Here is a 26791-nt window from a genome sequence, read left to right on the forward strand (position 1 = left end):
TCGCGAAGGCGGTGTTGGTCTGAGACACCTAGAACCTTATACCGCAATCCAATTTAGCTGGTTGTCATTGGGGGGAGTAATGTCCCCTCCTCTTTTGCAGCAGCCAGGAATGCCTTGCGGGCCTCCTCGGGTTCCATCTCGTCGAAAATCACGGCCATGCAAACGCGCACCGCGAGGTCCCACCAAGGGCCACGCTTGGTCCACTTCATCAACTCCTCGCCGGCTGCCTCGGCGTTGTTGACGTTGCGGATGATCCCGGGACGCTCGGTCTTGACGGGGATCGGAGGGTTGAACCAGTGGAGAGCCATGAATGGACCCCAGGCGGCTAGCGGGTTTCGTCTCTACTAACCGGCTCAGCGATGAGGACGATTACCGTTTGTTAGGCATGTCTGAGTCCGTGACGGGATGTTTCCAAAGGTTCATCGACGGTTATCTAAGCGGTCGGTACGAAGCCGGTATGCATCATCTTCCGGTGGGTGTCGCCCTGGTCATTTCGCTTGTTGTCGGTCTACTCGTTGCGACGATCGCGTAAAAGGACCAGTCGGAAATCTGCGGCATCCGATGGTTATTTGTCCTCGGCGAGAGCGTTAATGTGAGGACTGTCACGCCAAGGCCGGAATATTGAGAATGAATGACAGCATACGGGCGCGCGCCCATTGCGAGGTCACCGAAGTCGGCCGACAGCTACTCCCGGGCGTCGAAAGCCACGCAGAGGCATGGCAGTTGCTGCCTCGACGATCGCCTCGGTTAGTTCTTCGTCGGAGGCCACCAAGCAAGGCGCAGCCTCCCGAGCTTCGCGTAGTGCCGCTTTGATCGAGACCGTGTCGCCACGGTCCGCCCTGTTGAGGAGGCGGTTATTCGCGAAGATCGAACCCGACGAACAGGCCAAAGGCTGGGGCAACATTGACAATAAGCTCCACCAGCTCGCAGTCAGTTTCCGCCAGATGTGGCCCGTCTCGGCGCACCGCTGCAATAGTCTCTTTGACGGAGATGATTTGGCCGCGACGGGCTTGTAGGATCAGCTCGTGAACAAGGTGTTTGGCAGTCACCTTGTCGGGTCGGCAGTTCGTCCAAACGTTCATACAAGGCCTCCCACCTCAGCGAGAACCCAAGGGAACATTCATGATCCTCTGTCGAGAAAAATCAAGAAGAATGTTTGATAACTTCTGAGTGGGAATCAGGGGGACAAGCCACGAAGCGAGCCTCTATACTCTTTGACCTGACGCTCAGCCAGCCGGCTGGGGACCTTCTTCCGTCGGGCCCTGTTTGGCCCGATCAATAGCCGCAAGTAATGACTGTAGGGTTGGCGGCAGTTCTGGTTCGACCTCCAGATTTAAGAACGTTTGTACGTGATGACGATAGCCTTCGGAACGGATCAGTTTCCGAAACGCTTCGGAGACAGACTGATGGTCTGCTTTGTTGCTCGTTGTCATGTTCGGGAAGTCCGTCCCAATCAGCCGCAACTCGCCCGCAACGAATGGGTTCCATCAGGAGGTCGGAATATTTGGTAGAAATTTCTGAGCGGGAGATCGGATAACTGGCTCGCGCGAAGCCCCCCCGTGCCCCTTCGTTTGCCGCAGCATTAACCTCGCTCTTTGAACTGAAATTCGTGTCTATCTAGCGTCGGCGTTGCACATCGTGAACGTTGGAATGCTTCTGTCCAATGTTTGCTCACGCTGTGATGCCAACGGGCAGGCTCTTGCGGCAGGGTGCCGCAAGGTCGCGACGATGAAACGCCGGCCCAGTTCAACCCGCGCGACGTCCTTCAAAGCTGGGGGGATCGATCTTCACCAAGCGGTCTGCGGCCTCGACCGCAGTTCGTATCCTGCTGCACAGCGCGAGATTTTCCGCCAGCATTTCTTCAGTGCGTTGAAGCGCGAGCTCGGTCCGGTGGATGCGCTGCCTGGCATTGGCAACTTCCGATGTCAAAAGATCGGCCGCCATCCCGTGGCCGTGGGGTTCCATAGTGTCCATGGGTTTCTAATACATGGGGGGCGATATCGTTCCCTGATGTCGGGCGAAACGGCGGGCCGCAGAAAAGCGCGATGGGCCGAATGACCAATGCGCGCCGTGTCAAAACAGCGCCGGCAACAGGCGAACGGCTTCGGCCGCTCTAGATCCCACGGGCAGAGGCGATCACGGTCCAGAGGGCCATTGATCTGTTCAGGTACGACTACAACGTAAGCGAAGACACACTCAGGCGGCTGGTGATCAAGCACCGTCTTCACAACCAGACAATGCCCGGTGCTCCGTGGAGAATAAGCGCTCCCGGTTTGGCTATGGCGCTCGCCCGCGATGATGACGCGCTTGCGCGGTTGAGGCGGGACGATCGCGAGCATCCGGACGTAACCCGGTATTTCAAGCGGCTCGGCATCCCGCGACCCTGACCTGTTATCAAAAGTTATGGTCGCGGCGACTGTCTAAAATAGACATTAAGTAGATGTCGCGGCCCGACAGGGCTCCACACAAGAGCGAACCGTTGCTGCCTTGCGCATCGCCCTCTAGGCCGCCGGCGTCGAGTTCATCCCGGAGAACGGCAGCCGCGCCGGCGTGAGGCTCCGCAAACCTTAGGCCGTAGACTCGTTACTGCGCAGCCACACACCTGCTTTTCGCCATCGGACGAAGCGGTTGCAACAGGTGGTGCGCGGGCCATAGCGCTGAGGCAGGTCGCGCCATGGAGCACCGGAGCGCAGCACCCAGAAGATGCCGTTCAGCACGCGCCGATCATCAACACGTGGCACACCTCTTGGCTTGTTGGGTAGACGCTTTATTCCATTGCTGACCATTGTCCAAAAGCGCTGTTAACCAAATTTTCTCACCCGCCAATGCTTATTCGCGCGACTGGAGGGGTGAGGTGATCGATGTGTGATTCAAACATAAGCGCGTTTCCGCTGCATCGGCGGCGGAAGTTGGTCGAAGGGATCGCCCGGGTCCTGGAATCCAAGAACGGGAAGGACGCGAACGCCTTCTGGCGCAACACCGCCAAGGCAATTCTCGTTCAACTGTCCGAATCAGGAATTGCACCCGGGGTCGCCGAACAGGAAGTTGGAACGCTTCTTCATGCTGTCTTGGGCGATATCGCCACCCGCAGTGCTGCGAAACTTGCACAATAGCATCGGCTCACGATGAAGGATTGCCGCATAGAGACGCCCCGGGCTCCACAAGCGTAGCACCACTGCATCCGTCAAACGCAGGTTTTCACTGCGGATGAAAAGATAGGCGCGTTCGTCGAAATCATGCGCGCGAATGTGCTCTCGGGCGAGATACGGCTCCGCCTCGCCTGTCCGGCAGTCATCGACCAAATCGAGGTAGGCGATGCGGAAACCCGCATTCACGGAAGGCCGACGGACCTTTTCCACGAGCTGAACCCGCAAAACCAATGAGCCGCCGTTGAGTTCCACACTGCCATTTATGCGACTTTCGAAGCACAAACGGTGAACGGCGGTGCAGCTGTTGGCGCGGCAAATAGCTAAGCTCAACTATCCGGCTTGAGCCCAATGCCTATAGGTACAAAGTCGCTCAGGGCTGCGAGCCGGACGGCTCGGCCGGTACACTCGACATCACTGCCGGTCTGGCCACCTATGCAGGGGATAACTCCGAGGTTCCCTTTTTGTTCTTTTCGAGGCCGCTGCGTTCCTGTATACATCAGGACATTCTTTCTGCCCCTTTTCTCCCGAGGGAGTGCCCGATGACTGTCCAGCCCAGGACTCTCAATGAGCCGACAATCAGCTGTCCCAGCTGCAAGACCGACATCAAGCTCAACGAGTCGCTCGCGGCGCCGCTGATTGCGGCCACGCGCGAGGAATACGAACGGCGATTGGCGCAGAGCAACGCCGTCATGACGGCCCGGGAGGAAGAGCTTCAGCGCAAGCAGGCCGCGATCGACGCCGCCCGTGAGGACATCGACAGCCAGGTATCCGAAAAGCTCAAGCTTGAGCGTGCTGGAATAGTCGCCGAAGAGGCCCGAAAGGCAAAACTGCTGGTCTCGACAGACCTTGAGGACAAGGACAGGAAGCTTGGCGAGATGGAGGCGACGTTGAGGGCGCGGGACGAGAAGCTTGCCGCAGCGCAGTTACAACAGGCCGAGTTTATGAAGCAGCAGCGGGCGCTCGACGATGAAAAGCGGGAAATGGCGCTGACCATTGAAAAGAGAATCCAGGAGGGGCTGGACGCCGTTCGCATCAAGGCCAGGACCGAAGCCGAAGACGGCCTCAAGATGAAGGTGGCCGAGAAAGAGGAACAGATCGCCGGCATGCAGCGTCAGATCGAGGAGCTAAAGCGCCGCGCCGAGCAAGGTTCCCAGCAGCTTCAGGGCGAGGTCCTTGAGCTTGAGTTGGAGTCACTGATCGGCAGCCGCTTCCCGATGGACATCATCGAACCGGTCGCCAAAGGTGAGTTCGGTGGTGATGTGCTGCAGCGCGTGGTGGGGCCGGCCGGCCAGCCCTGCGGCGCGATTCTGTGGGAATCAAAACGCACCAGGAATTGGAGCCAGGGCTGGCTGGGCAAGCTCCGGACGGACCAGCGCGCTGCCAAGGCTGACATCGCGTTGATGATCTCCGAGGCGCTGCCTGCAGGCGTGGAAACGTTCGATTTGGTGGATGGCGTCTACATCGCCCATCCCAAATGCGCGATGCCGATAGCGATCATGCTCCGGCAGTCCCTTATCGAACTCGACAACTCCCGCCTCGCGCAGGACGGGCAGGCAACTAAGATGGAACAAGTCTACGGCTACCTGACGGGCCCCCGGTTTCGTCACAGGGTCGAGGCGATCGTTGAGAAATTCTCCGATATGCAGGACGATCTCGCGAGGGAACGCAAGGCCACGGTACGCCTATGGGCCAAGCGGGAGGCTCAGATACAGGGCGTGATCGAGTCGACCGTCGGGATGTACGGCGACCTACAGGGTATCGCGGGGAAGGTCATGCAGGAAATTGAGGGCCTCGAGGTTGTTGCTATCGATGCGGCTGCAGCGGTTGGAGCCGAAACACCATAAACGGTCCGACAAGCGACTGCCCCAAGCCGGGCGTTCCCCGTTGCGCCCGATCGCCGCCTAGATGACTGGGAAGGTGGCAAGATTTCCGGCGAATGAACGCATTTGGAGCCGACGATCTTGTATTTTCCGCGGTAGCCGAACAAAGCCAAAAGCTGTCAAGAAGCCACTGCGAGGCGTCCCATGCGTGGAATATGTCCTTGTCGTAGGTGAAGGGCGTCGGATGGGTGACCCCATTGCGAAATCGGTCAGCAATAAAATCCCGTCGTGCGCCGGTTGCCCCTTCTTCGCTTTCAGGCGCTTGCGAAGGAGGTCGGATTGATCAGCTGGATCCCCCTCGATCTTGAGCAGGCGCGCACAGGCCCTGATTTGCCCGGCTAGGCTCACACTCCCCGCGTAAATCCGAGACATCAGAAGCCGTTCCGATCGGCGTTGCGGACCTCACCGTATCCGACGCGCGTGCCTTTCACGAAACCCAGGAAGGAGCATACCCGACCGAGGAATTCATAGACCTTGTCGGCCTTCAGTGGCGTCCCATCCGATGACCGAAGCGCCGCCCGATGTGAAATGGTGCGGATGAGCGGCAGGCTGGCACCCCCGCCGCTCACCGACTGGAAGTGATTGAATGGCCGCACGGTAACTGCCAAGTTGCCGAACTCCAGCACGACCCCTACCTTTCTTCGGATGGATTGCCGGACCGCACAGAATGACGGCCTCGGCCAATCCCTTGGATTTCCCGCAAGATCCAGTGGCGAGAACCGTGACGTCGCTGAAAATTCTTCGTGCCCGACAAAATGATACTTATGGGAAACCATCAGGAACTCGGCTGTCGTAACACCTTCGAACGTGACCTTAAGATCCTGATCAATGCTGGCAATCCCCGGCCTGAGAGGCCCTGTCCATCTCAGCTGGAGGTCAAGATGCTCATCGAGCCGCAACGAGGCATCCCTGAACTCACAGGGCTTGCCGTCGAGTGGGCCCATGCGCCTTGCCCTCGTAGAAGGAGACGGCCGAGTGCTCTGCGGTCAAACTAGCCTCCCAGCTCGGTCTCCGAGGTATTAAAAGCGCCGGTCGCTCAGCTGCTGGATTGGCCCGCGTTGGGGCCCCTTAGGAGTGTCTCAACGCCACGGTCGCCGGCTATGTCGCCAGGTCGCGACGTTTTTAACGCGGTGCCCCCACAAACCGTGTCGCGATCTCGAGGCTGCCGCTCTCTCGGGTGATGCGTTCAAGGATCCGGTCAGGATAGCAGCCATGACCGAAGGCTGGAACGATTCGGCAGCGAAACAGGGCAGATACTGTGAGTAAATCGCGCTCGGAGGCGAGAAACCAGGCCCTCACGCACGTTGTTGCCGACCCCTCTCGACAACGGCGCATTCGTAAAAATCCACGTCGACATGAACCATGTGGTCACCCACGAGCCGCGATGTGATCGTGAACTATGGTTTTTCCTTTGAGCGGAAAGAATTTGTCGGGCTTCACGCGGAATCTCTTGCAATGGTGTTCGATCACCGTTTTCACCTTTTCGTAGTCGATCTCGGGGTGAGGTGATGCTCTGGCACGTTCCAGCTTTCGAGCACTGCGGCAGCCGATCCGAAGCGCTCCGTGAATTTTCGTTCCAAGAGAATCGGATTGAGTCCGTGTCCCCCGCGATTTCCTGTGTCGCGGCCGCCAGCTCGCCACCACCTTCGACTTCGCCCCGCAAATCGGCGAGAGCATCTTCCAGTGCGTTGGTCATGCGGATTGCCTTTGATTACGACAGCATCTCGAACACGATTTCGTTGATCTCGCGCCCTTCGTCGGTGGAATCCAGGAGTTCCCGAATATGCCTTCGGCTTGCGGCGAAGTGGAGATCCCGATTGATTGTGAAGCCCGTCACGATGCTTTCGGCCGCCTTACCCAATTCGGTCAGCCGCCGATGGATCGGATTTTCGACATCGAAGCGAGGAATCGGCACCTCCCACACATGCTTGGCTATGTCGCGTTCGTCCTTTCCATATGTCATGAACGGCCGCACAAGCTCGGTGGTAACGGGTGCGTTCAGCACTGCGCAAAGATAGTCGGCCTCGTTGTCGGAATGAACAGAAGCCCAATAAAGGCCGTTCCCGAAGATTGCCCGTTGGTTTGAGATTTTCGCGGCGACAACATGCATCCCCGAACGGTTGTAGACGACCCGAAGCGGAGGGGTTGGAAGCTGCTTGGAAAGCTTGGATTGGTAATCGAGCTGCTCGATCAAGGAGAGGCGTTCGCTCGAGCGGTTGCTCCGCCAGATTTCTTCTGCCCTCGACCACCATTGCTGGAGCCCCTGATGCAGGTCAATTTGGCCCCGGTCGAATGCCGCCCTCGCGCCGCAAGGAATAACCGCGAACATCGGTTCCCCAGTTCGAAACGGATATACGTTGTCGCCCGTGTAGTAGGGGCGCACGAATTCGGTTTCCACCACACCCGAAATGTCGGGCAAATCCTTCCAAGGCTTCTTCTCCTGCACGCTTCGCGACGATCTGACCGCGATCTTGCCCGCAGGAATTCCCAGCGTAGAGGCTTCCTGTCTCTCGACCATGAAAGCCATGCGGGGCAGAACGTTCGCCCCCTGAGTAAAGGCTGGAGCATAAGGCGATTTCGTCAGTTGGCCGACATGCCGCAACTTCCCGTCGGTTCTTGTGAGGCTTGCCTTTGCCTCCGGCCACGACATGTTTGCCGCCTTCAATCGCCCTGTCCAGAGTTCGGCTTCCTCGGGCATCTTGCGCCCTGACCAGGTTGCGCCCACGAGAGGATTGCTGGCGTGCTCCTCTCTGTTTCCAAAGACGACACAGGCCGCACGCGGGAAAAAATGAGGCCGAATTCGACGGAGATCCCACGAAGCGGAAAACGCGATTGCGACATCACCGGACTTGCCGCCGTAATGGCCGCTTCTGAAGCCAGCATAGTGCTCGCGGTCGATTGCCGCATTCGGCAGCACCAAGCCAAACTTGCCACCAGTCTTCAAATAGAGTTCGCAAGCCCTGACGGCGAACAAGCCCGACAAGTCCTGATGCGTCGACAGCTCGCCGCCCGCCCATAGGTCGCGGGTTTCGCTCATCACCTTGAACGTTGCCTGCATTTCGATCGTCATCTTCCGATAAGCCAGCCACGGAGGATTGCCGACAAGAACGTCCACACGATTACCCGGTCGCGACAGCCACAGCGGCCTTGCCAGATTCCTGATGTAGTAGCCCCAGATGTGGTCGCGACCTTCGTCATGCAGACGGCACATCGTCTTGAACGTGCCCTCTATGGTCGAATGGTACTTTTCTTGGATCGCAAGTCTCTGCAGGACCGCTCTCAAAGTCGGAATCGGTGTTCCGGGCTTTCGGTGGGATGCCCGGTTAGCCATCTCGTTGACCAGCTCGTCAAATCTGGCCGCATCATCCAGCAGGGCATCCGGGAATGACAGTTCGTTTCCGAACAAATCCCGCTTGTCGTCGGCCCGGATGACAAGATTGCCTGCTGCCCAAAGATCGATGTTTTGCTCCTGCCATTGTAGGCTATCGCCGAGATAAACCGGAATGCGGATCGTCTTGCGATCGGGATCGATGAGCCTTTGCCGCCCGATCGCCAATAAATATGTGACGCGGGCCAGGGTGACGGCAACGGGATGTAAATCCATTCCGATGACACTGCGCGTCACGCCGTCGAGGATTTGCCCGACACCCAAGCCCTGGCTTTCCGCGGCGGCGATGTATCGCCTGATAGCATGAAACAGGAAGGTGCCCGAACCGCAGGCAGCATCGAGAACTCGCGAACCCATCGGATCGGTGACGGTTTCCTGCACGATGACATCGGCCAGCCAGTCGGGCGTATAGTACTCCCCCAGGCGTCGGCGCGTTTCCGTGCCTATGACGCTTTCATATAGGACCTTGAGGACGTCCTGCTCGACCGAGCTCCAATCAAAACGCGCCAACCGCTTGGCAAGTGTCCTGACAAAGACTTCACCGCCCTCAATTTCCACGACCCAATCGAAGAAATCGGGTTCCACCACTCCGTGGATGCCGCTTTCGTCAAACTTCTCGCCCGTCAGCAGTGCCGCAGGGTTCAAGGACTCAATTGCAAGGCCGAGAACCGCGTGCGCGATGATTTCCGCGGTGTTTACGAGAAGTGTGTGCTCGACGAAGAGAGCGTCGGTATCCTCGAACTGAGTACCGAGTGCCGAAGTGAGGAGCCGCGACCACAATGTCCGCTTCATCTTAACGGAGGGATTTTCCCGGTTGCGTAGGTAGAGAGACGAGAGGCTTGCGCGGTCCAGGGCGTAGGAGCTACTTCCGGCACCTAGCCTTGTCTCGATGTTCAAAGCGGTTGGAGCGATATCGCTCGCCGTTGCGAGCACACCTTCAAGCCATACGATAAACCGTTCAATGTCGGCGGCGTTGGCATCGACCGTGATCGATGAAACTTCGCGCAATTTCCCGTCCACGAGATCGTAGCAAATCCACTCGGTGCCGTCGGTGAGAACGCCGACATAACGGAGGCCCGTCTGCGCCATGCGGAGCTCGACATATCCGGCAAGCTGTTCGACGGCTTCAGACTTGATCTTGCCTTTGCGGAGATCTCGCTTCACCTCGATTACGGTTGAGCCTACTTCGACGTCGATCCGGCGACGGTCGCCCAGCTGCGACTCCAACGAGACGATCGTAACGTCGGATTCCTCAAGGTCGAAGGGTGCCGACAGAATAAACTGACGCACATCCGCCTGGATTTCCGATTCCGTCCGCTTATCGTTCCGCCGCGCTATCCGCGTAAATAATTCCAGCAATACAGTATCCCCCAAATCGATCGCACCATTCACCGTTCGCGCCTCTTGTGCAACCGAAAGTCTTTTTCGTTCACTGCTGCAGTGAACTGATGCACTCGCCGTAGAAGGTTTGGGTGTCCTGACCGGGCGCGCTGACGCTTACGCTGGCAGGCAACCGCAGAGAGAACTGAGCTCCTGAGCCTTAGGCCGCTGACATCAAGCTCGATCCGACACTCATGGGAACAGGCTTCGTCTGGCCGACCTGCAGCGTGTTGTCGTCCGCTCCCATGCCGCCACGGAATATCAAGATCATCGGCGGCACCTTCTCAAAATTGCAGCTTACGATGGTCAGCTCTTTGGCGGCGATGGTGATCATCGTCGTCATCCCTATCATGATCATAGTGCTGATCGTCATCAACAGGCGCTTCATCAGTATTTGAACTCCAGCGTACTACTGGTGGCATCGGATTCCATGTCGATGCAGCCCTTCAAAATCGAGTCGGACCCGCCGCCAACTTTGCCGACTTCATGGCAGTAGTTCCGCATTCTGGGCGGGATGCCTGACCAGCAGGATTTTGAGTTGTCGTGCACTTTCTGCTCCATTTCCATGCAACCGTTGTAAATCGTGGAGGACCCGACGCAAACTTCGGCCACCCGCTGGCAATAACCGGTTTCCAAACACCCTCAGCAAATCGCACATCAGCGTCGCTCAGCTCGCTCAATCAGGATTCGTCGTGCAAAACTCGTCAAGCCAGCATTTGGAACCGACCGTCATATCCGCTCCCGAAAACTGTCCGGGAATTAGCGGAATTGCTCCAACACTGTCCCGCTTTTACTGAAATGCTGTCCGCGGCGTGCCGGAAACATGCAGGCAGACTGACTGTGGATCACGTGTGTCGTGCGCTCCGCCCCGATTAGGCTAGTCTCCCGGCAGTCGCGCGCCACTGATGTTCGGCCCTAAGGCAAGCCTCCACTTCGCTCCACTCAGCGGGGACCCCATGGGCCAAATTATTGCGCAGCCTCCGTGCGCCGTGCAGATAATCGCGTACACTAAGGGGTTGACCACCAAGTTGGCGGCAAATCGGTCCCCAATCCAGCGTCTCAACGTCCTCATAGTATGAATTCGGATCAGCTCGCAGCCGCGAACGGTAGCAGCGGATCACGTCCTGCCGTCGCTCCTCCAGCCAAGGGAAGAGTACAGCTACTTGGCCACGCCACACCCGCTTCTTCAGCAAGTGAGGCTGATTGGCCGCCAGGAATAGTGGGTGGACACAATTCTCGCCGCCCCACAAGTCGTAGCTTCCTGACGGCCAATCCGGCCTGTTGGTTTTACTCCACCTATCGAGCCGCTCGTCGGCCCACTGCTTGACATCAAGGTCGGGTCGAATGGCAGAGGCGATCCGCGCTGACTGGATGCGCTCGATGACGTCAAGATCCCAAGCGCCGACTTCGACCGCTACTGCGATGGCCAGTCGGGCGGAGAGGGTGTCGGCTTTGGAACTGCCTTGCGCAGCGAAGGTCGCTCCATCGAGAGGGCCGAGTACGCCTTGGGTGGTACGCATTTGCCAGATTGGAGCATCGCACGCAGGATCTATTCGACGAGACAGAAATAAAACCGCCGGGGATGATGCCACACGTCGACCAGCCGCAGCACGGGCAAAGCGCTGCAGGTCTGCTCGGAACGCCGAGTCCTCCTCGGCACCCCAAGCTAGTATCACCGCATAATTGATATCGAGTGCGAAACCTTCGGGGGTAGACGCATTCGCGCCAAAGCTCTCGCGCAGACGCTGGGCTAAAGTTCCACGGTCCTCGCTAACATTCAACGGGCAGACCTGATCCAGGCCTTCATCTCGGATCGCCTGTTCAATCGCGTGGGCCAGCGCTGACGGATCGAACGGCTCATGCACGGCCACGGATTGCCGGTTTCCCGCTACGCGAAGCGCTTGGATAAACCGCCGCCCGCCCGGCAACCGCCAGAATTCCGGATGGCGGTTCAAGCAGCGAGTCGTCCACTGAGAAGTCGCGCGACCAGCGGGTTAAGCTGCCAGCCGGCGAACGCGTTTATTTCGGTCGTCCGGTCCAGAATGCCAAGCCTCTCCAGCACGTCGAGCGCGCTCGCAGGTGAGCGAATATTCGCGTCTTCCATCAGCGAGACGATTGTGTCGCGGTCAGCAGCGGAGAAGCTGCCATCCGCCTGATCGAGCACGAACTGGGCGGTCGATCGCAACCGAGAATCGAGCAGACCGACTTCGGTAAGGATTGCCTCAGAATCTTCAAGGAGCACTTCCGCAGCCGTCTCAGCGTTAGCTATAAATTCCTCAGCGGTCCTGCCGGGGATCCTGGTAAGAAGCGCCGGAAAGCCACCACTTGCGGTGCGTAGCCGCTCAATCGCGCCCTGGACTGGGACGGAAGCTGGGCAGCGTATACTGAGCCACTGGCGCAGGCCGCCTTCGTGCAGAGTCGCCAAGGTTAGTACAGACGCCTCCCACAGGCGGTCCCCAAAATCCTCGCCATCGAGTTCTTGCCAGTCAACTATGCGCGGTAGCAGGATAACCCGGACACCCTGGGCGGAATTGCGTTGGGCACGACGCACTTCCTTGTGTTCGGATACTGCATCAACCGCCTCGCGGCCGAGCCACGGGCCATGCGCGATGAGCAGCCCCCGCTGGTTCTGCTTCATCCGGGCGGAAACTACAGATATCGCGCGCTCCAACTCGCGAACGCTCGACGCTGGCAGGTTAATAGTTAGCAGGCGATCGTCTGCCTTGGCGATCTCCGCCACGGCTTTCGGTAGTAGCATTAGCCCCAGCGCAGCCGAACTGAGTGCGATGGTGATCGGTGGGGCCCCAAGCGTCTCAAACAACACACTCTCTTGGCGAAAAGTGAGTGGCGAGGGGCCGCCGTCCACCAGCCGGCGGGAACTGCCCGTGTCGTGTACCACCTCGTAGGGCTGATCGGCGAGCTCCTGGACCTTGTCTCCCACCTCTTGCAGCGGCCCGAGCATCGCTGCGATCCTTGCCGAGCGAATAGCATAGCGGCCATCCGACAGCCCGACCAGGACGCCGAGCCCCTCCATTTCTTTGAGCAGTCCCTCGAATGCGCTGTTCGAGGCGTCCTCCGCGAAGCCTTGAGGCCACCAGAACATCGCGTCTGCCTGAATCTCCGCGATCGACATACCTGGTCGTACATCCTTGCGATCGGCCGACTCCTGCGTGCCGAGCAAGACGAGATAGGCGATCAACCGGTAGCGCTGGTCCAAGTTAAGTGTGTTGTCGAACTTAGTGCGAACACTGTCGCGAAAGGAATTATCGTCCAGCGCTTCATTAAGCTCGGTCTCGCCGATACGGATGGGCAGCACAGCCGGGCTTTCGATGCGTGTGGAAGCCCTGCCATTAAGCCGGTTGACAAGCACCATCCCAAAGGTCTGCATCAGCGATGGATAGTATCCGACCTCGGACAGAGCGCGGCCGATCAATGCTCGGCCCGCCTCGGCGGTATTTCCGAAGGCGTAGCCGGCGGCGGCCATCGGCTGTTCGACCATGCTGCGCGCCTCGAACAAATCCTTGCCCATTAAGGGGCCGACACGGATTGGGTTGCCGAAGTGCAGTAGGGGAGAATTGGGAGCGCGCGCGAGCCGCTGTACGTCGTGCAGGCCGGCAAACACGAACTTGCAGCGGCGATCGGTGACGCGCATAAGCTCACGTACTTCGAGCAACACGGTGAACCCATTGCGGATTTCGCTGCGCAGGAAGGCATCTGCCTCGTCGATTAGGAAGAGCAGTCGGCTCGTACTATCGCTAGCCAGCCAATTGCGAATTGCGGCCTTAATGCCCTCGGAATCTGCTCGTTGGGGTATTGAGACGCCGCGTGCCCTGGCCTCCTTGCCAATCCAGCGCCAGAAGCTTGTGGGCTGGTCGCTGCCGAATCCTTGCACCATCTGGTCGCCGTAGATCACGATCTGGTTCGCGCTGTTGTGGCGGAGCTCGATCTGCCGGAGCAGCGCAGTTTTGCCGAGCTGACGCCCGCCGTAGACTAGGCAAGAGCCATTGGGATCCCAAAGCTCCCTTAACTCGTCAGAGCGGCCGAAAAACATTTCCGGCGAGGTTTGCTGCGCAGTGTCCGAGTAGGGTTGCACCACGCCCATTGCCATGGACAGGTTGAATAGATCTGAACGTCGGCGAGTCGCCCGCGTCGCGAGGAACAGCACCAGCGCTTCGTCAATCAATGCACAGGCCGGATTCGCACCCTTGCCGCGCACTTGAACCATGAAGTTTCGCAACGCGGCGGCCGGCATCGGGCCCCGAATCACGAAAAACGTTGGCGCATTCACGCGGCTCTTCAGCTGAGCTGGTTCTACCCCTGACCCAACATTCCGACTTTCTACTAAAACGATGTCGTAGCGGCCTTGAGCGGCGCTACCGAAGGCGGGAGCGACGCACTCCTCCCGGTCGGCAAAGGTGGGGGTTTTTAGGGTATAATGGCCCGGGAACGTGGATGGCTTTACTTGGGAGACGCTGACATTGGAAGTGAGTAGAACAGAGAATAGGCGCTCGAGCTGCGGTCCGGACTCTTTTCCGTCGTTCCCGCGAAGTTCGCGCCACGCTTTGAGAAGACCTGACGCAGAATTGAGCTGTCCTTCGTCGAAGGTGCTGAAGTCTACCGACTCGATTGCCTGACGCTGGTCCACCGCGCGTTGCAAGGCGGATAAGTCGGCCACCCTGCGGTCTTGGCGATTCAGAAATTGTCGACTGAACGCCTCGAGCAGGTTGGCAGGCGGATCAGGAGGGTTAGCGCCTTTTTCGTAAGCATCGATATGCTCGGCGAGAGTCGTAAGATCCTTCAGTTCCTCCATCTTGCGTAAATCGCCCACCTCGCGGCCGTTCGCCACCAGTTGATTAAGGCGCTCGTGAAGCGGGCCAAGTAAGCTTTTGAACGCGGCGTCGAGCTTCGCATCGATGACGCGGAGCTCAGCGTTCCAGTCGGCCAGATCGGTCGGCACGTCGGTCGAACGAAGAACGGCCGCTAGTTTGTCAAGATCTGGCTCTAGGTCACGGCTGAGGATCTGGCGGTCGTCGGCTCCAAGGAGATCATTAAGACGCTTGCGTACCTTGGCCAGGTCCCTGCGGGCGGCCTCCTCCTTTCGGTCACGCTCGCCGTTGAGTTGTGCGTCAAGCGCATCACGGTCTGCGGGACGGTCCAATAATAAATGATCCCGAGCCCGTATGGCCTGCGGGAAGTGGCCGCCGGCAAGCGCTCTTTCAAATGCCTCCATGAAATTAGATGGCGCCCCCGCACTGATCTCAACTTCCGAGAAAAAGGCAGCACGTTCGGCATCGGTCCACCGATCGGCATCATTCGGATGCCACGCATGGGACAGGAGCAACAATTCGTCGTTGTAGCGCATTTCGAGCGATAAGCGCGGCGGTTCCTCGCCTTCGAAGAGTTGCAGCACTGACATGACGGCTTCGAGGGCGGCACCAGCGGCAAGCTGAAGCGCCACTCCGTTTCCGTTAGCGGCTCGAGTTAACTCGCCCGAAGTAATTCCGTCCAAATCCTTCTGGGCCTTCTGAAGGGCTGTCCGCAGCTCCTCGCGGTTCTGCAAACCGAAGCGATTCGGCTCTGGCCTCGACAGCATCTCGTTAAGGCGCTGCCAAGCCCGCAGCCGGTCCGCGATGTCCTCGATCCAATCGCGCAGGGTTGCCCTTGGACCAGCGGTTAGCGGCTGCGCCTTCCGGCCCTTCATTGCCTCCCGATCGGAGTCCGCGATCAGCTTGTCAATATCCGAAAGTTCCTCGCCGAGTGCCGCGGCAACGCGACCGGCGGCATTGGGGGAGCCTTTGATGACGGCGCTGAGCGCATCATGCACAGTGCCGACACGCAACAACGACGTCCAGATGACGGTCGCCCGGTGGAACTTAATCGTCTTCCTACGCGCATCGTCGAAGAATCGATCAAGTTCCTGCCTCAGCGATTCGAGCTCGCGTTTAGTCGCCAGGCGATCACGAAGCTCCGAAAGCTCACTCGGCACTATCTCGCCGGTCCTCACAGTTTCATTCGCGAAACGTACTAGCTCGAACAACCCTTCGCCTAATGTCGGCAAAGATGGCGTTTGCTTCAACACCGCTTCGGCGCCGGCCTCGATCGCGAACAGTGCTGGGCGAAGCGCTGCCGCGAATGCTATCAACTGTACGTGCCGGTCGGCTCCTTCGGTCAGTTCCCGGACGACAGTGTCGCGCTGCCGACCAAAACTCTCAATCGCGCGCTCCGACCGGGGCGTGCCGATTGCTAACCCGCAAACCAACGCATCCAGAAGTGAGGCAGAGAATCCGAAGGGGAACGCAATTCCTCCCGCCTGCGCCACCTTGGCGGAATGTAACGCTAGGCCAAAACGCTTGGTCGATAGGCTCGTTGCAACTGCACGGAGAGCACCTGCCGCCAGTTCGGCCTTCTGCTCAGCCCCCCACTCCCCACCCGGCGCGAGTAACTCATCCTCGCTTAATCGCTCGCCGTTGGGGACAGTCGGGACGAGTTCATGTTCGGGCTTCGCTTGGAAGTCAGGGGCCGCAGGCTCCTCCGCTATAAAGGAGTCCTCTGCGCTATCGATGGCGGTCGTTATCTCGACACCCATAACGTCCTGCTCGACGAGATTCAAAGTGTCGTTGTTCGCGACGATAAGCTCAACAGAGTCGATTTCCTGCTTAGCAACTACCGCATCTTGTTCACTGTCATGCTCTTGCTCACCCTTTGAAAAAGGTGGAGGCGCAGCGATGAATGCCGTCTCTGGAAGGAGACCGATCATGTCCGTTAGTGCAACGACTTCCGATTGGAGGTCTCGCAAAGCTTGCAGAAGCCCAGAATGAGCTTTCCCGGCGCTTTCGTAGTCAGCCGTTTCCCGCAGTGCTTCGTGAGCGGTGCTCCAAGCTTTGGCAGCCTGACCATAGGCGCGCGCAGCCGCCAATACGCTTTCAGCAGCGGCCTGACCACCTATACCTAAGGACGGCATATGAGCCACCGCTGTATCCAATGCGGTAGTGGCATCGGCATCAAGACGACTGTTGCCGGAGCGTTGCGTCTTCAACGTCTCCAATTCGTTGAGCAGCTGCGCGGTCAACGCCGAGGCCCTTTCCTGCTCTTTCGCGGCGATCAGTTCAAGGTCCTGGGCCGCCTTTCGAAGGAGAGACGGCAGGTTTTCATCATAGGGAATTGCGGTAGTGAGGGCCGTTTCCAAAGATTGCAGCGTGTTTTGCCACTCATCACCGACCACACTCAAAGGTGTGGTCGGTGACGACTCAACAGGTCCCTTGGGTGTGAGGAGATCGCGCAAGTTTTGATGGGTTTCAACTAGCGGGCGCACAAACTGTCCGGCACCGGCACCGAGTTTCTGCTGGCTGTACCACAACAGCCAATCGGCTTCCCTAGAATATCCGGCATCTGCCAGTATCGCGGGCCATTGCTCCTCAGGAGCGATCGCATCTGCTTGGCAGCGCCGAATTGCGACATTAGCGAGCCTGAAAATCGCCTCCTCAACGCCACGGATGCCAGCCCTCGAGCAGATATCCTCCGCGACGACGAGGCCGTCCGGCATCGCTAACAACAGGGTCAGCGATTCGAACGCTCGCTCCTTGGGAAAATTGTTCTGCCAGCCGCTTGCTTGAGTCGAAGCGGCGATTTCCGTAAACTTTCGCTGGTGTCCCGGCACCCAACCCAGAAGAGATTTGATGTTTTCCGGTTCAAGCAGAGCCCGTGGTTTCACCACGAGCATTGATTCGGACAGTTCGGACACCACGCAATCCCCCACACTGATAGCACCATGGCAGGCGTTTCAGCGAGAACGCAATAGCATTGATCGGGACTTCTCTCGTATCAGGGGATAGTGAGCCGGACACGCCAAGCCTATGCCTGCTCTGCCACGCTCGCATCGGCAGACTCGGCACGTTTCAGCGCGGCTCGCACGGCCTCTTTGTTCAGCAAAACTATGTGCTGCGCCCGCGCAGGTTCCTTCTCGGCATCCCCGAGCAATCCGAGCCTCTTAAGGACATAGAACAGCATCGAACAGCGAACCGACAGCACAGCTTTATTATCCGTCATGCCGTAATCCTTTGCCACGACCTTCTTCTGATTTTCGGCGAGCGCCGGATGCGGTGTAATTTCGACCCGGATACGCTCGTGCCATCCCAGATCATTCTCTCCACCCGCGCCGCTCGGGCCGGGGGAACGTGCTTCGAGAATGCGCGGCAGTATGAAGTCTTTGTACTTGGCGTCGAGGTGGCAGTAAGCCCGCGCGTGCCAGCGAAATCCGTCATAGCCGAAAGCATGGGGCGACATGCGCCGCCACATGGGGTCAGGACGAATGCTGTTCATGGACTGGTACAGGACTTCCACGGATTTCTGCTCGCGCATTGCATCGAGGACTGCCCGCAACACGGCCGTATCGACATCACGGTGCGGGGTCAGAGCGATGTCGGATTCGGGATGATACCGAAGCCAGGATTCGGCTGCCTTTGATAGTCCTTCCGCAAGGGAGCGCAGGCGAGACAGGTACGCTTCGGGGCCAGGGGTCAAGAATCTCGGGTCGAAATTTCGGGCGGGGATATAGCGCTTGGCGCTCTTGTCGTACTCCACATTTCCTGGTGCTCGCTCCTGATACAGCGTCAGGTCTTTCGATGCCTGCGGCACCGAAACGCCGAACATGTTAATGATATCTGCGCGGTTCACCCCGCCTTCCCAGAACAGCCGGAACTCTATGAATTCCAGCCTTTGTTCGACGCCCCAACGCACCCCGGGTCGTTCGTTCTCCATCATTACCTCACAATGCGCGTATAGAAACTATATTGAAATTGAAAGACGATGTGTATACTTCATATTCTCATCAGCGCTGATGGTCAAATTGAAAAGCGGGCTGGAGCCATGCATGGGGCTCCCCCACATGCTCCCAAGCCTTGATCGCCGATACGTGTAAAAAGGCTATGGACATATTTACACGATCCGTATACTTGTTATTCCCACGGCCGACCGGGCGAAGCTAAAACGCTGTCGGGCAATAGAGGAGTTCGGAAATGGCAGGCACAGACGATCAGGTTGAGAAATTCCTTCAGGCACTCGTGGAGGAGCTCGCCATTCCAGTATCCCGGTATGAACAGGCCGAGACGAGCTACACGTCCCTGGGCGATTGGTTTCACCGGCCCGAGAGCACGGTGCGGAATTTCGATCCGGCGGTTTATGTACAAGGATCGTTTCGTCTTGGAACGGCGATCCGACCGGTCAACGACGCCGAGGAGTACGATGTCGACTCTGTCTGTGAGCTGAAGCAGATCACCAAGAACGATCTCACGCAGTTCGATCTGAAGCAGCTCCTGGGCCATGAAATTAAGGCCTACCACGACGCCAAAGGGATGACGAAGCCTGTGAGTGAAGGCCGGCGTTGCTGGATCCTCTCCTATGCAGATGGCGCCCAATTCCACATGGACATCGTTCCCTCGTTGCCGAATGGCTCAGAACAGCGGCTTCTTCTGGAACGCGCGCAATTCGATGCGCGGTGGGCGGATACTGCGATCGCCATCACGGATCGCGATGTCTCGACCTACCGGGTGCGGACGGCCGACTGGCCGCGCTCCAATCCAAAGGGGTATGGGGAATGGATTAGGTCACGAATGGGTTCGGTCCTCGCCCGGCGCAAACAGATCCTCGTGGAGTCGTTGAGGAGGCAGGGCGTTACGGCTAGCGTCGAGAAACTGCCGGACTATCGCGTGCGGACGCCCTTGCAGGCCGCGGTGATGCTCTTGAAGAGGCACCGCGACAACATGTTTGCCGGCGAACCCGATCTGAAGCCCATCTCCGTCATCATCACCACGCTGGCAGGCCACGCATACGGGGAACAGGACACGATCGCCGGCGCCCTCTTTTCGATCCTGGAGGGCATGGACCGGTACATCCGTCGCGATGGCACCAAGTATGTCATTCCGAACCCCACCGACGCGTTCGAGAACTTCGCTGACAAATGGGAGAAGGACCCGCGCAAGGCGCAGGCGTTCTTCCGTTGGCTCGAACAGGCTCGGCAGGATTTTGGACGCGCCGCCCGCGCTACGATGTTGCAGGGCATGAACGAAGCGGTCTCTGCCCGGATGGGCACGGCGTTAACCGATCGGGCAGTGGCAAGGATCCGCGGAAATGGTGGAGGGCTCCTGCGTACGGCGTCCGTTGCCCCTGCGGCGGCTATCCCGACCTTCGGAAACGCGCCTCGGGTGCCAACGACGCCGAAGGGATTTGCATGAGTTGGTGGCTGACGAACGCTTCCCGTGCGAGGGCCGAGCAGGTCGCGCTTGCACAGTTGCTGGAGCGCGCCGGATGGTTGTCGGGTGTCGGCTGGAGGGTCGGCGACGATCTTCAGCTGATCGTGGATTTCGACATCCAGCACAATGGTGAGACGTTCAGCCTCTTCATGGCGTATCCGTCGACCTTCCCGGATACGCCGCCGATGGTGCTGTCACGGGACGGCAAGCGGCTTTCGTGGCACCAGTACGGGGCTGGTGGAGAGCTCTGCCTCGAATTCCGGCCGGACAATTGGGATCCGGCGATCACCGGCGCGATGATGGCCGAGAGCGCATATCGTCTCCTGTCGGGCGAGAGCCCGGAGGGAGACGAAGATGGCGTTGTGCGGTCGGCTCATCAGGCCTCGCTTGGTCGCGACGCCCGCAGCGAGCAGATGAGGTTCGTGCTTGACCGAGACGCTATCGAAGTTCTCGTAGGACTTCCAGTCGATGCCCCTGTACCCATCACCGCCTGGGACCGGCTCGAAAAACCGACGTGGGTTGCGTCTCTCGTCAGTGTAGGAGACGGAGGCTCGATATGGTCGCACAGCGGTCCAGAGCCTTCGCGCTCCACAATCGCAAAGGGGTTCGCCTTTCGAACAACGCGGGAGATCGACAGCTTCCGGGCAAATCCGGGACGTTTCGCCGAGCTGCTGCCTGCCGAGTTTCCCGAACTTGCCGAGCAGCTTCCGGGCAATCCCTTTGACGGTTTCGTGCTGCTCGGGGACGCAGACCGGTGGATCGCGCTGAACCTCTATCCGCACGAGGGCAAGCAGACTGTTTTCGGCTACAAGATGATCATTGCACCCGACGCATCTGGCCGTCTGCCGGCGGGCCACGCCGGTCTTGTACAGAAGCGGGTCGCGATTGTCGGGTGCGGTTCCGTCGGATCGAAGATCGCCACCACACTTGCCAGATCCGGCGTCCGTAAATTCACGCTCGTCGATGACGATATCTTCTTCTCGGCAAATCTCGTCAGGAATGACCTCGACGCACGGGCGATTGGCCAACATAAGGTTGACTCCTTGACGGCTCGCCTCAAGGACATTGTCGCCAATGCCGAGATTTCGATGCGCCGCGTGGCGCTCGGTCAGCAGGAGAGTGCCGGAACTACCGAGTCTGTCATGGAGGACCTGGTGCAGGCCGACCTTCTGATCGATGCGACCGCCGATCCGCGCGCGTTCAATCTAGTGGCGGCGGTCGCGCGCCGGCACCGCAAACCGATGATTTGGTGCGAGGTCTTTGCCGGTGGGATCGGAGGTATCGTCGCGAGGGTGAGGCCAAAGCTCGACCCGATCCCGACAATCGCCCGGGACCAGATCCGCGCCTGGTGTGATGACCATGGCGTGCCATGGGCGGCCGCGGCTCAAGCGGATTATGGAGCGCAGCGGGAGCATGGCTCCTTGCTCATAGCAGATGACGCCGATGTCAGTGTCATCGCCGGCCATGCGTCCAGATTGGCGTTGGATATCCTGACGCGAGAGCAAAGCATCTTTCCGTCATCAGCCTATGCGATCGGACTGGCGGCGGAATGGATCTTCCGGGCACCCTTCGATACCTGGCCGATCGATCTTCGGCTGGAAGGAGAGTGGGGCGAAGCCCAAGAAGCGGCATCCAAGGAGGACCTGAAGGACCTACTCGCCTCTCTCTTCCCGGAAGTCGCAGCGTGATCCGGGTGGGAGTCCCCCGTGTGGTGCGCGATCGTGTGAGGCAGGCTCTTCGACGAGCCGGATCGCGCGAGATCGGCGGCATCCTCATGGGGCAGGAAATCGCGCGCGGCCATTTTGCGGTCGTTGACTTTTCTCTGGACGAGATTTCGGGAGAACGGGCTCACTTCGTTCGCGACGCCGACCATCACCGGCAGGCGTTGGAGAAGTTCTTCGATCGGACAGGTCACAACTATCAGACGTTCAATTATCTCGGCGAATGGCACTCACATCCGAGTTTTTCGACGCATCCGAGCGTCACCGATCTTCATTCGATGCAGGATTTGGTCGACGCAGAAAGGGATATCGAGTTCGCCGTGCTCCTGATCGTGAAAATTGGATTTTTCCGTCGCTTCGTTTCCTCCGCAAGCCTTCATCGGCGCGGTCAGGTGCCGGAGCCTGTCGAACTGACGACCAACTGAAGGGAGCCGCTCATGCGCTGGGATACAGTCGACTTTGTGATCCGATCTGCAGCAGGTTGGTTCTTTCGGGCTCGTAACGCGGAGAGTTGGATTTTCCGCGGCGCCGTCGCCGTGCTGATTGCGATTCATGGCGCAAATTGGGCCTTTAGTTATTCCGGCCCTATCTGGGGCACACCTGGCACCGTGGAGATTGGTACCGCCGGGACTATCCCGGATGGCATCCTCTGGGGCGTCACGATGGTTTGCGCTCTGCTGATGATCGGTTCGGCCGTCTGGGCGTGGAGGCGGTACTCGGACGAGCAAGAGCGCCTCTCGCGAAAGAAGGTCTTTGTTATCGAGGGCCGAGGATTGCGGGATGACGACGGTTCGCCATTGAAGGCGGCCGTTCCTGACAGCATCGTTGGCACTCGGATGGACTACCTTTTGGACGTGCGGCAACGGAAGGACGGACTCATTGTTGAGCCCGAGGACCTTCTCCAGCCAGTCGGCACGATGAAGACGTGGCTCCACCAGGCTCAGAAGGGAAATGATAGAAGCGATTTGACGACCGTCTATGGCGGACTGACTGCCGTGCCGCTCACCTTTTTGACTGGAGTGCTCCTGGATGACGAGGGCGATGTCGTAGTCATGGACTGGGATCGGACCGCGAGTCAGTGGCGCTTGCTCGATGGGTCGGACGATGGCTTGCGCTTCCAAATCACAGGGATCGAGGAAGCCGGAAGCGCCCGCGAGGTGGTGCTCGCCATCTCGGCTTCATACACGGTGAAGTCGGAGGATTTGGCTACCACATTCACGCACCCTGTAGTCCGCATGACGCTGCGGGATTCGCAGTCGTCGCACTGGTCTCAAGCTAGGCAATTGGCGCTTGCTGATCAGTTTCTCGGCATTTTGAAGCAGCTCGACGCGATGGGAGTCGATCGGATCCATCTCGTCCTCGCCGCCCAAAACAGTGTCGTGTTCAATCTCGCGCGGCGTTACGACAAAAGAAACCTGCCAAAACTCATCGTCTATCAGTACGAACGCGCGCAGGAACCACGATATCCGTGGGGAATTGAGATGCCGGTGGCCGGAGCACCCGCCGCCCGCGTCGTGCATCTAGCTTGAACTGGGACGCAATGTCACACGGGTTGACCAGCATGAAAGTCCGGCGGAGCTCATGGCCCGCGAGATGCAGAGCGCGTTACGGTGGTGCCAGCAGTGGAGGACTTGGACGAGCGCTCTCGGCTTGGGTTTGCCCCGGAATTTGAAGCGACACGAGATCGAGATGGTGATTCAACGAGTCATTGCCGTCAGCATTCAGCGCGTACTAAGAGTCAGACGATCCCCCCGTGGCGACTGAGTATTCCTTCTGACCTGAACTCTCTACCGGAGTAAGCATGTCGGACCAAGCTACTGACGGACCTGGCGAGCGACCGCATGTGCGAATTGATTTTGCTCGCTTGCGTCGACCTGCCGACCTAGGGGTTCGGAGAGCTTCGGTCTTTCTGGCGTTAGGCTCCAATGCCGCAAATCATATTCCTTCTTTGCCCCACCAGCTCGATGACCGCATGAGCTATCATTTTGTTCCCAGTGAAATTTCCGACGAGACGCGAAGGCAATTCAACGAGAGCTTCGAAGCTTGGATCATCGGCAACGCACTTCGCGATCTGGTAGATGCGTTCGCCATCTTTCTGAAGCACTGCTTTCCGATCCAGCACATGATGGCGACGCACAGCTACATTCCAACGGATTTGCGCGCGCTCGCCGCCGAAGTTGAGATGCTTAGCATCAGTGCTCAATACAGCCGTTTGCGGGAGCTTATCGGTCTCGATCAGCGGTATTGGGAGATGTTTGAGAGCTTTCGAAAAGCTCGCAATTGCCTTTCCCACCGAATGGGCCTCGTCTCACGGAAGGATGTAAACCCCGAAAACAATCGACTTCTGATCCGTTGGTCTTTTTTGGGCGTCTTCATGAGGCACCCCGATGGCACGGAACAACCGATAGATCACGAGGCCATTGAAGCCGGACGCGTTGCTACCGGCCCCGAGGCCGCGATGATCGTCATGCGTCTGACATGGAAGGAAAGAAGCTTTGCGGTCGGAACTAATATTCGCCTGACCCGTCATGAATTATCGGAAATCTGCTTTGCCGTTCACATGGCCACAGACCATGTCATTGCAAAGCTCAATGAGTTTTCGATTGCTCAGGGAATTGAAGCAGAACATCCGGTGGCTGATCCCGGAACCTAGTCTAGCGCGTTTCAGGGTGTGTCGATCACAATGAGAAGTAGTGCGGAGCCTTTTTGCACGCCATAAGTGCCATCTCCTGCGCAGGCATGAGTTGCCCCAAACCCAAAGGTGAAATCTCACCGGCAGAAAATTCCGTCGCCAACTGAAACTGAAACATAGTGCCTTTGAATCTTTCTTCGATGGCCTCAGTGATGTTGGAAATAGGTCCGCCCACCGGGAAAAACACCGGGAACCCTAGCGGTCGTGTCTGCCTCAAACCCCGCCCCGGCAAGATTGGTTGCCTGAGTTCGATACCACCTGAAGAATACGGAATCTGGAACTCGTGTTCATACTCGAACATGAGACGATGGCGGTCGAAGAAGCCATCGGTGGGGTGCTCCACGTTTCGCAACGAGATCGCCCATTCATGAGCTGCTATTCTCCCCACGTTCCTCACAACGAACGTCAAATTCACAATGAAGTAAATCCCGCCATTGAGCTCCTGCGCGGTATGGGTTTGGATGCCATGCATTCCCAACGTCAAAACCGGATGTGTCAGCCTTTGCCGCAGCAGATCCAGATAGAAGTGCTTGGCGGGGACCGACCGGCCACCTTGGCGATGATAGTACAGTTGGTCGCACGCGCTTTGATGCGGCGCAGCGGCGCTATCGCCAACGTCGATTACAATGATCTCTCTGCCGATTGGGATTTGCGACTGTTCACTACGAAGGACTGTGTGGACCCTGAAATCAGCCAAGGGGTAATCTAACAGGTGCGGAACCTTCTGCTCCAACCAGTCCCGAATTGTTGCCCTACCTTTCATCCCTGGAATGCCGTCGATGGTGCCGTCGTCCTTCACGCCGAGCACAAGGGATCCGCCTCCCGAGTTAGCGAACGCTGACAGCGCCTTGGCTATGGTCGTCAGCACCTTGTCTTCCACTTCATCAAACAGACGCCCGCCCTTGCGGTCAAAATCGTCTGACTCTTCTGGTGGCAAATCCAGAATGTCCTGTTCGGACCAACTCTCGCGTTTAACCAAAACATCATCCCTATCCTGACGCCTTAGGACGATCTCATCGACTCGCCTTAGCTGTCGAGCATGCCTCCGGGGAGGTCTTTGATTGAAAAATAACAGACCCACGTTCGGTCCAACTCGACGCTTCAATGCCCTTCCACAGCGCTACCACGCGATAATATATGAGATGATGAGCTTTGCGTAGGCTGTGTGAAAAGACTTTCACCAATATCGGATGACGTATTTTTGTGCGAAGGTGTCGAAGTTTAGGATCCATTCCGATGACACACTCGTTTATTTCTTACGTTCGCAATGATGAAGCGCTTGTCAACTACATTGCTAACATTCTCGAAAAGAACGCGGTGCCCTATTGGCGCGATAAGAATGACATTGCCCCCGGCTCTCGCTGGAAGGACTCCATTCGTCGTGCAATTGAGGGCGGCAGCTATTACGTCGCGATGTTCAGCAAAAATTGGCAGAACCGCGAAGTCACGTATGCAAATGAAGAGCTCGTCTTGGCAATCGACCAATTGCGATTGCGGCCCGCAAACAGAACCTGGTTCATCCCGGTCAAACTGGACGACTGCGAAATTCCGGATCGCAGCATCGGAGCTGGTGAGACACTTAGAGACCTGCAAATCATCGACTTCGCAAAAGACGGATGGAAGATAGGTCTCGGGAAATTCCTTCGCGCGCTTGGAGTAGCCAACCCTCTGCTGGAAATGGGGGAGCCCCTCGGCAACGGACTCCCGTCTAATGCCAAGCTCGGCTTCGGGCGCATTATTGTTGAAAGCACGGTGCCGCCGGCACCGATGATGGTTGGCTTGATGTTGAGCGTGACGGGTGGCTGGATCGCCCGAACCAAAGAAAATCACATGCTCGCATACATAAAGACCCAGGCCCCGAACGCGCATTTGCAGCAGTCGAATGAGAAGTTCGGGCTTGATACCTTTTTTGCGATCTCAAATGATGGGTTCGTCTCTAACGATCCTGGCAGTCCCAATACGTTCGGCTTCATGACCGAACATAAGTACCCTGCAAATAGCGCTTTTTGGGATATGGCGACGGGCAAGGAGGTCGCAATCCCATTTGCGATTACGACGCATCTGGAGTTCAACGCCTTCGGTATTTTGAACAAAACTGCTTTCGAAGGAACGTTCGAATCGAGCACAACGGTGAGCACGCCGTTCGCCCCGATTCAGATGACCATGGCCGGGAAGTTCGATATTTCGGTGGAGCCGATCTACGATCCTGATCCCACTATCGGTGTGTTTCGAGCGCCTTCCACGAGTTGATTCTCCTCTTCACTTGCAGGCAGGCAAATATTTCTGCTTCGCGTGGTTCTTCACGGCGAACGGCTGGCCAAGGCAGAAGATGCT

General features: G+C 58.2%; 20 protein-coding genes and 1 pseudogene. 8 read left to right on the forward strand and 13 right to left on the reverse strand.

Going from position 1 to position 26791, the window contains the following annotated elements; genetic code table 11:
- Positions 1-53: 53 nt before the first annotated feature.
- The 4 genes and pseudogenes from NKJ28_RS26860 to NKJ28_RS26875 all read right to left on the reverse strand — a co-directional run.
- Positions 54-308 carry a DUF982 domain-containing protein gene (locus NKJ28_RS26860; RefSeq protein ID WP_352637619.1) on the reverse strand — a complete coding sequence of 85 codons (255 nt, stop codon included), beginning with the start codon at positions 306-308 and terminating at the stop codon, positions 54-56.
- A 546-nt stretch (positions 309-854) separates the two neighbouring features.
- A complete protein-coding gene (locus NKJ28_RS26865) occupies positions 855-1082 on the reverse strand; it encodes a hypothetical protein (protein ID WP_352458909.1) in 228 nt (75 codons plus the stop codon).
- Between the two features lie 664 nt (positions 1083-1746).
- Positions 1747-1944: a hypothetical protein gene (locus NKJ28_RS26870; protein WP_023722969.1), complete on the reverse strand. Its 198-nt coding sequence runs from the start codon at positions 1942-1944 to the stop codon at positions 1747-1749.
- 644 nt (positions 1945-2588) lie between these two features.
- Positions 2589-2786: pseudogene (locus NKJ28_RS26875) on the reverse strand (transposase); the annotation flags it as partial.
- A gap of 75 nt (positions 2787-2861) precedes the next feature.
- Between NKJ28_RS26875 and NKJ28_RS26880 the strand changes: the two are divergent.
- Positions 2862-3113, forward strand: a complete 252-nt coding sequence (locus NKJ28_RS26880; protein WP_352457909.1) for a DUF6074 family protein — start codon at positions 2862-2864, stop codon at positions 3111-3113.
- Here the strand turns inward: NKJ28_RS26880 and NKJ28_RS26885 are convergent.
- On the reverse strand, positions 3012-3401 hold the full coding sequence (locus NKJ28_RS26885; protein ID WP_352637642.1) for a hypothetical protein: 390 nt from the start codon (positions 3399-3401) through the stop codon (positions 3012-3014). The two genes, NKJ28_RS26880 and NKJ28_RS26885, sit on opposite strands and share 102 nt — an antisense overlap.
- 287 nt (positions 3402-3688) lie before the next feature.
- Between NKJ28_RS26885 and NKJ28_RS26890 the strand changes: the two genes are divergently transcribed.
- Entirely contained in the window at positions 3689-4993 is a 1305-nt protein-coding gene (locus NKJ28_RS26890) for a DUF2130 domain-containing protein (protein ID WP_352637620.1), read from the forward strand.
- 407 nt (positions 4994-5400) lie between these two features.
- Here the strand turns inward: NKJ28_RS26890 and NKJ28_RS26895 are convergent, their stop codons facing one another.
- From NKJ28_RS26895 to NKJ28_RS26925, 7 genes are all read right to left on the reverse strand, one after another.
- A complete protein-coding gene (locus tag NKJ28_RS26895) occupies positions 5401-5973 on the reverse strand; it encodes a hypothetical protein (protein WP_352637621.1) in 573 nt (190 codons plus the stop codon).
- Positions 5974-6740: 767 nt separating this feature from the next.
- Positions 6741-9809 (reverse strand): N-6 DNA methylase, encoded by a 3069-nt coding sequence (locus NKJ28_RS26900; protein ID WP_352579444.1) that lies wholly within the window; start codon positions 9807-9809, stop codon positions 6741-6743.
- Between the two features lie 148 nt (positions 9810-9957).
- The gene (locus NKJ28_RS26905) at positions 9958-10185 is read right to left on the reverse strand and encodes a hypothetical protein (protein ID WP_352579445.1); all 228 of its coding nucleotides are present in this window, start codon (positions 10183-10185) and stop codon (positions 9958-9960) included.
- On the reverse strand, positions 10185-10433 hold the full coding sequence (locus NKJ28_RS26910; RefSeq protein WP_352637622.1) for a hypothetical protein: 249 nt from the start codon (positions 10431-10433) through the stop codon (positions 10185-10187). Before NKJ28_RS26910 ends, NKJ28_RS26905 begins: the two co-directional genes overlap by 1 nt.
- A gap of 236 nt (positions 10434-10669) precedes the next feature.
- Positions 10670-11668: a hypothetical protein gene (locus NKJ28_RS26915; protein ID WP_352579446.1), complete on the reverse strand. Its 999-nt coding sequence runs from the start codon at positions 11666-11668 to the stop codon at positions 10670-10672.
- Between the two features lie 80 nt (positions 11669-11748).
- Positions 11749-17538 carry an ATP-binding protein gene (locus NKJ28_RS26920; RefSeq protein WP_352637623.1) on the reverse strand — a complete coding sequence of 1930 codons (5790 nt, stop codon included), beginning with the start codon at positions 17536-17538 and terminating at the stop codon, positions 11749-11751.
- A gap of 110 nt (positions 17539-17648) precedes the next feature.
- Positions 17649-18554, reverse strand: a complete 906-nt coding sequence (locus NKJ28_RS26925) for a BrxR family helix-turn-helix transcriptional regulator (RefSeq protein ID WP_352637624.1) — start codon at positions 18552-18554, stop codon at positions 17649-17651.
- Positions 18555-18811: 257 nt separating this feature from the next.
- Here NKJ28_RS26925 and NKJ28_RS26930 point away from each other — a divergent pair, with 257 nt between their 5' ends.
- From NKJ28_RS26930 to NKJ28_RS26950, 5 genes are all read left to right on the forward strand, one after another.
- Positions 18812-20026 carry a nucleotidyltransferase domain-containing protein gene (locus NKJ28_RS26930; RefSeq protein WP_352579449.1) on the forward strand — a complete coding sequence of 405 codons (1215 nt, stop codon included), beginning with the start codon at positions 18812-18814 and terminating at the stop codon, positions 20024-20026.
- The gene (locus NKJ28_RS26935) at positions 20023-21732 is read left to right on the forward strand and encodes a ThiF family adenylyltransferase (protein WP_352637626.1); all 1710 of its coding nucleotides are present in this window, start codon (positions 20023-20025) and stop codon (positions 21730-21732) included. Before NKJ28_RS26930 ends, NKJ28_RS26935 begins: the two co-directional genes overlap by 4 nt.
- Positions 21733-21752: 20 nt before the next feature.
- A complete protein-coding gene (locus tag NKJ28_RS26940; protein WP_352579451.1) occupies positions 21753-22190 on the forward strand; it encodes a Mov34/MPN/PAD-1 family protein in 438 nt (145 codons plus the stop codon).
- A 12-nt stretch (positions 22191-22202) separates the two neighbouring features.
- Positions 22203-23294 carry an SAVED domain-containing protein gene (locus NKJ28_RS26945; protein WP_352579452.1) on the forward strand — a complete coding sequence of 364 codons (1092 nt, stop codon included), beginning with the start codon at positions 22203-22205 and terminating at the stop codon, positions 23292-23294.
- Between the two features lie 272 nt (positions 23295-23566).
- Positions 23567-24418: a hypothetical protein gene (locus NKJ28_RS26950; RefSeq protein ID WP_352637627.1), complete on the forward strand. Its 852-nt coding sequence runs from the start codon at positions 23567-23569 to the stop codon at positions 24416-24418.
- A gap of 25 nt (positions 24419-24443) precedes the next feature.
- On the opposite strand, the gene NKJ28_RS26955 is transcribed toward NKJ28_RS26950, so the two are convergent.
- The gene (locus tag NKJ28_RS26955; RefSeq protein ID WP_352579454.1) at positions 24444-25436 is read right to left on the reverse strand and encodes an AlbA family DNA-binding domain-containing protein; all 993 of its coding nucleotides are present in this window, start codon (positions 25434-25436) and stop codon (positions 24444-24446) included.
- A 257-nt stretch (positions 25437-25693) separates the two neighbouring features.
- Between NKJ28_RS26955 and NKJ28_RS26960 the strand changes: the two genes are divergently transcribed.
- On the forward strand, positions 25694-26707 hold the full coding sequence (locus NKJ28_RS26960; protein ID WP_352637628.1) for a toll/interleukin-1 receptor domain-containing protein: 1014 nt from the start codon (positions 25694-25696) through the stop codon (positions 26705-26707).
- The last annotated feature ends 84 nt before the right edge of the window (positions 26708-26791 follow it).

Source organism: Mesorhizobium sp. M0145, assembly GCF_040322355.1.
GTDB lineage: Bacteria > Pseudomonadota > Alphaproteobacteria > Rhizobiales > Rhizobiaceae > Mesorhizobium.

Excerpts from the sequence above, each read along its gene's own strand:
- NKJ28_RS26950 (WP_352637627.1), top strand. The coding sequence starts at position 23,567 with ATGTCGGACCAAGCTACTGACGGACCTGGCGAGCGACCGCATGTGCGA.
- NKJ28_RS26895 (WP_352637621.1), bottom strand. The coding sequence starts at position 5,973 with ATGGGCCCACTCGACGGCAAGCCCTGTGAGTTCAGGGATGCCTCGTTG.
- NKJ28_RS26890 (WP_352637620.1), top strand. The coding sequence starts at position 3,689 with ATGACTGTCCAGCCCAGGACTCTCAATGAGCCGACAATCAGCTGTCCC.
- NKJ28_RS26905 (WP_352579445.1), bottom strand. The coding sequence starts at position 10,185 with ATGAAGCGCCTGTTGATGACGATCAGCACTATGATCATGATAGGGATG.
- NKJ28_RS26925 (WP_352637624.1), bottom strand. The coding sequence starts at position 18,554 with ATGGAGAACGAACGACCCGGGGTGCGTTGGGGCGTCGAACAAAGGCTG.
- NKJ28_RS26945 (WP_352579452.1), top strand. The coding sequence starts at position 22,203 with ATGCGCTGGGATACAGTCGACTTTGTGATCCGATCTGCAGCAGGTTGG.
- NKJ28_RS26860 (WP_352637619.1), bottom strand. The coding sequence starts at position 308 with ATGGCTCTCCACTGGTTCAACCCTCCGATCCCCGTCAAGACCGAGCGT.
- NKJ28_RS26870 (WP_023722969.1), bottom strand. The coding sequence starts at position 1,944 with ATGGCGGCCGATCTTTTGACATCGGAAGTTGCCAATGCCAGGCAGCGC.
- NKJ28_RS26865 (WP_352458909.1), bottom strand. The coding sequence starts at position 1,082 with ATGAACGTTTGGACGAACTGCCGACCCGACAAGGTGACTGCCAAACAC.
- NKJ28_RS26960 (WP_352637628.1), top strand. The coding sequence starts at position 25,694 with ATGACACACTCGTTTATTTCTTACGTTCGCAATGATGAAGCGCTTGTC.
- NKJ28_RS26935 (WP_352637626.1), top strand. The coding sequence starts at position 20,023 with ATGAGTTGGTGGCTGACGAACGCTTCCCGTGCGAGGGCCGAGCAGGTC.
- NKJ28_RS26930 (WP_352579449.1), top strand. The coding sequence starts at position 18,812 with ATGGCAGGCACAGACGATCAGGTTGAGAAATTCCTTCAGGCACTCGTG.
- NKJ28_RS26880 (WP_352457909.1), top strand. The coding sequence starts at position 2,862 with ATGTGTGATTCAAACATAAGCGCGTTTCCGCTGCATCGGCGGCGGAAG.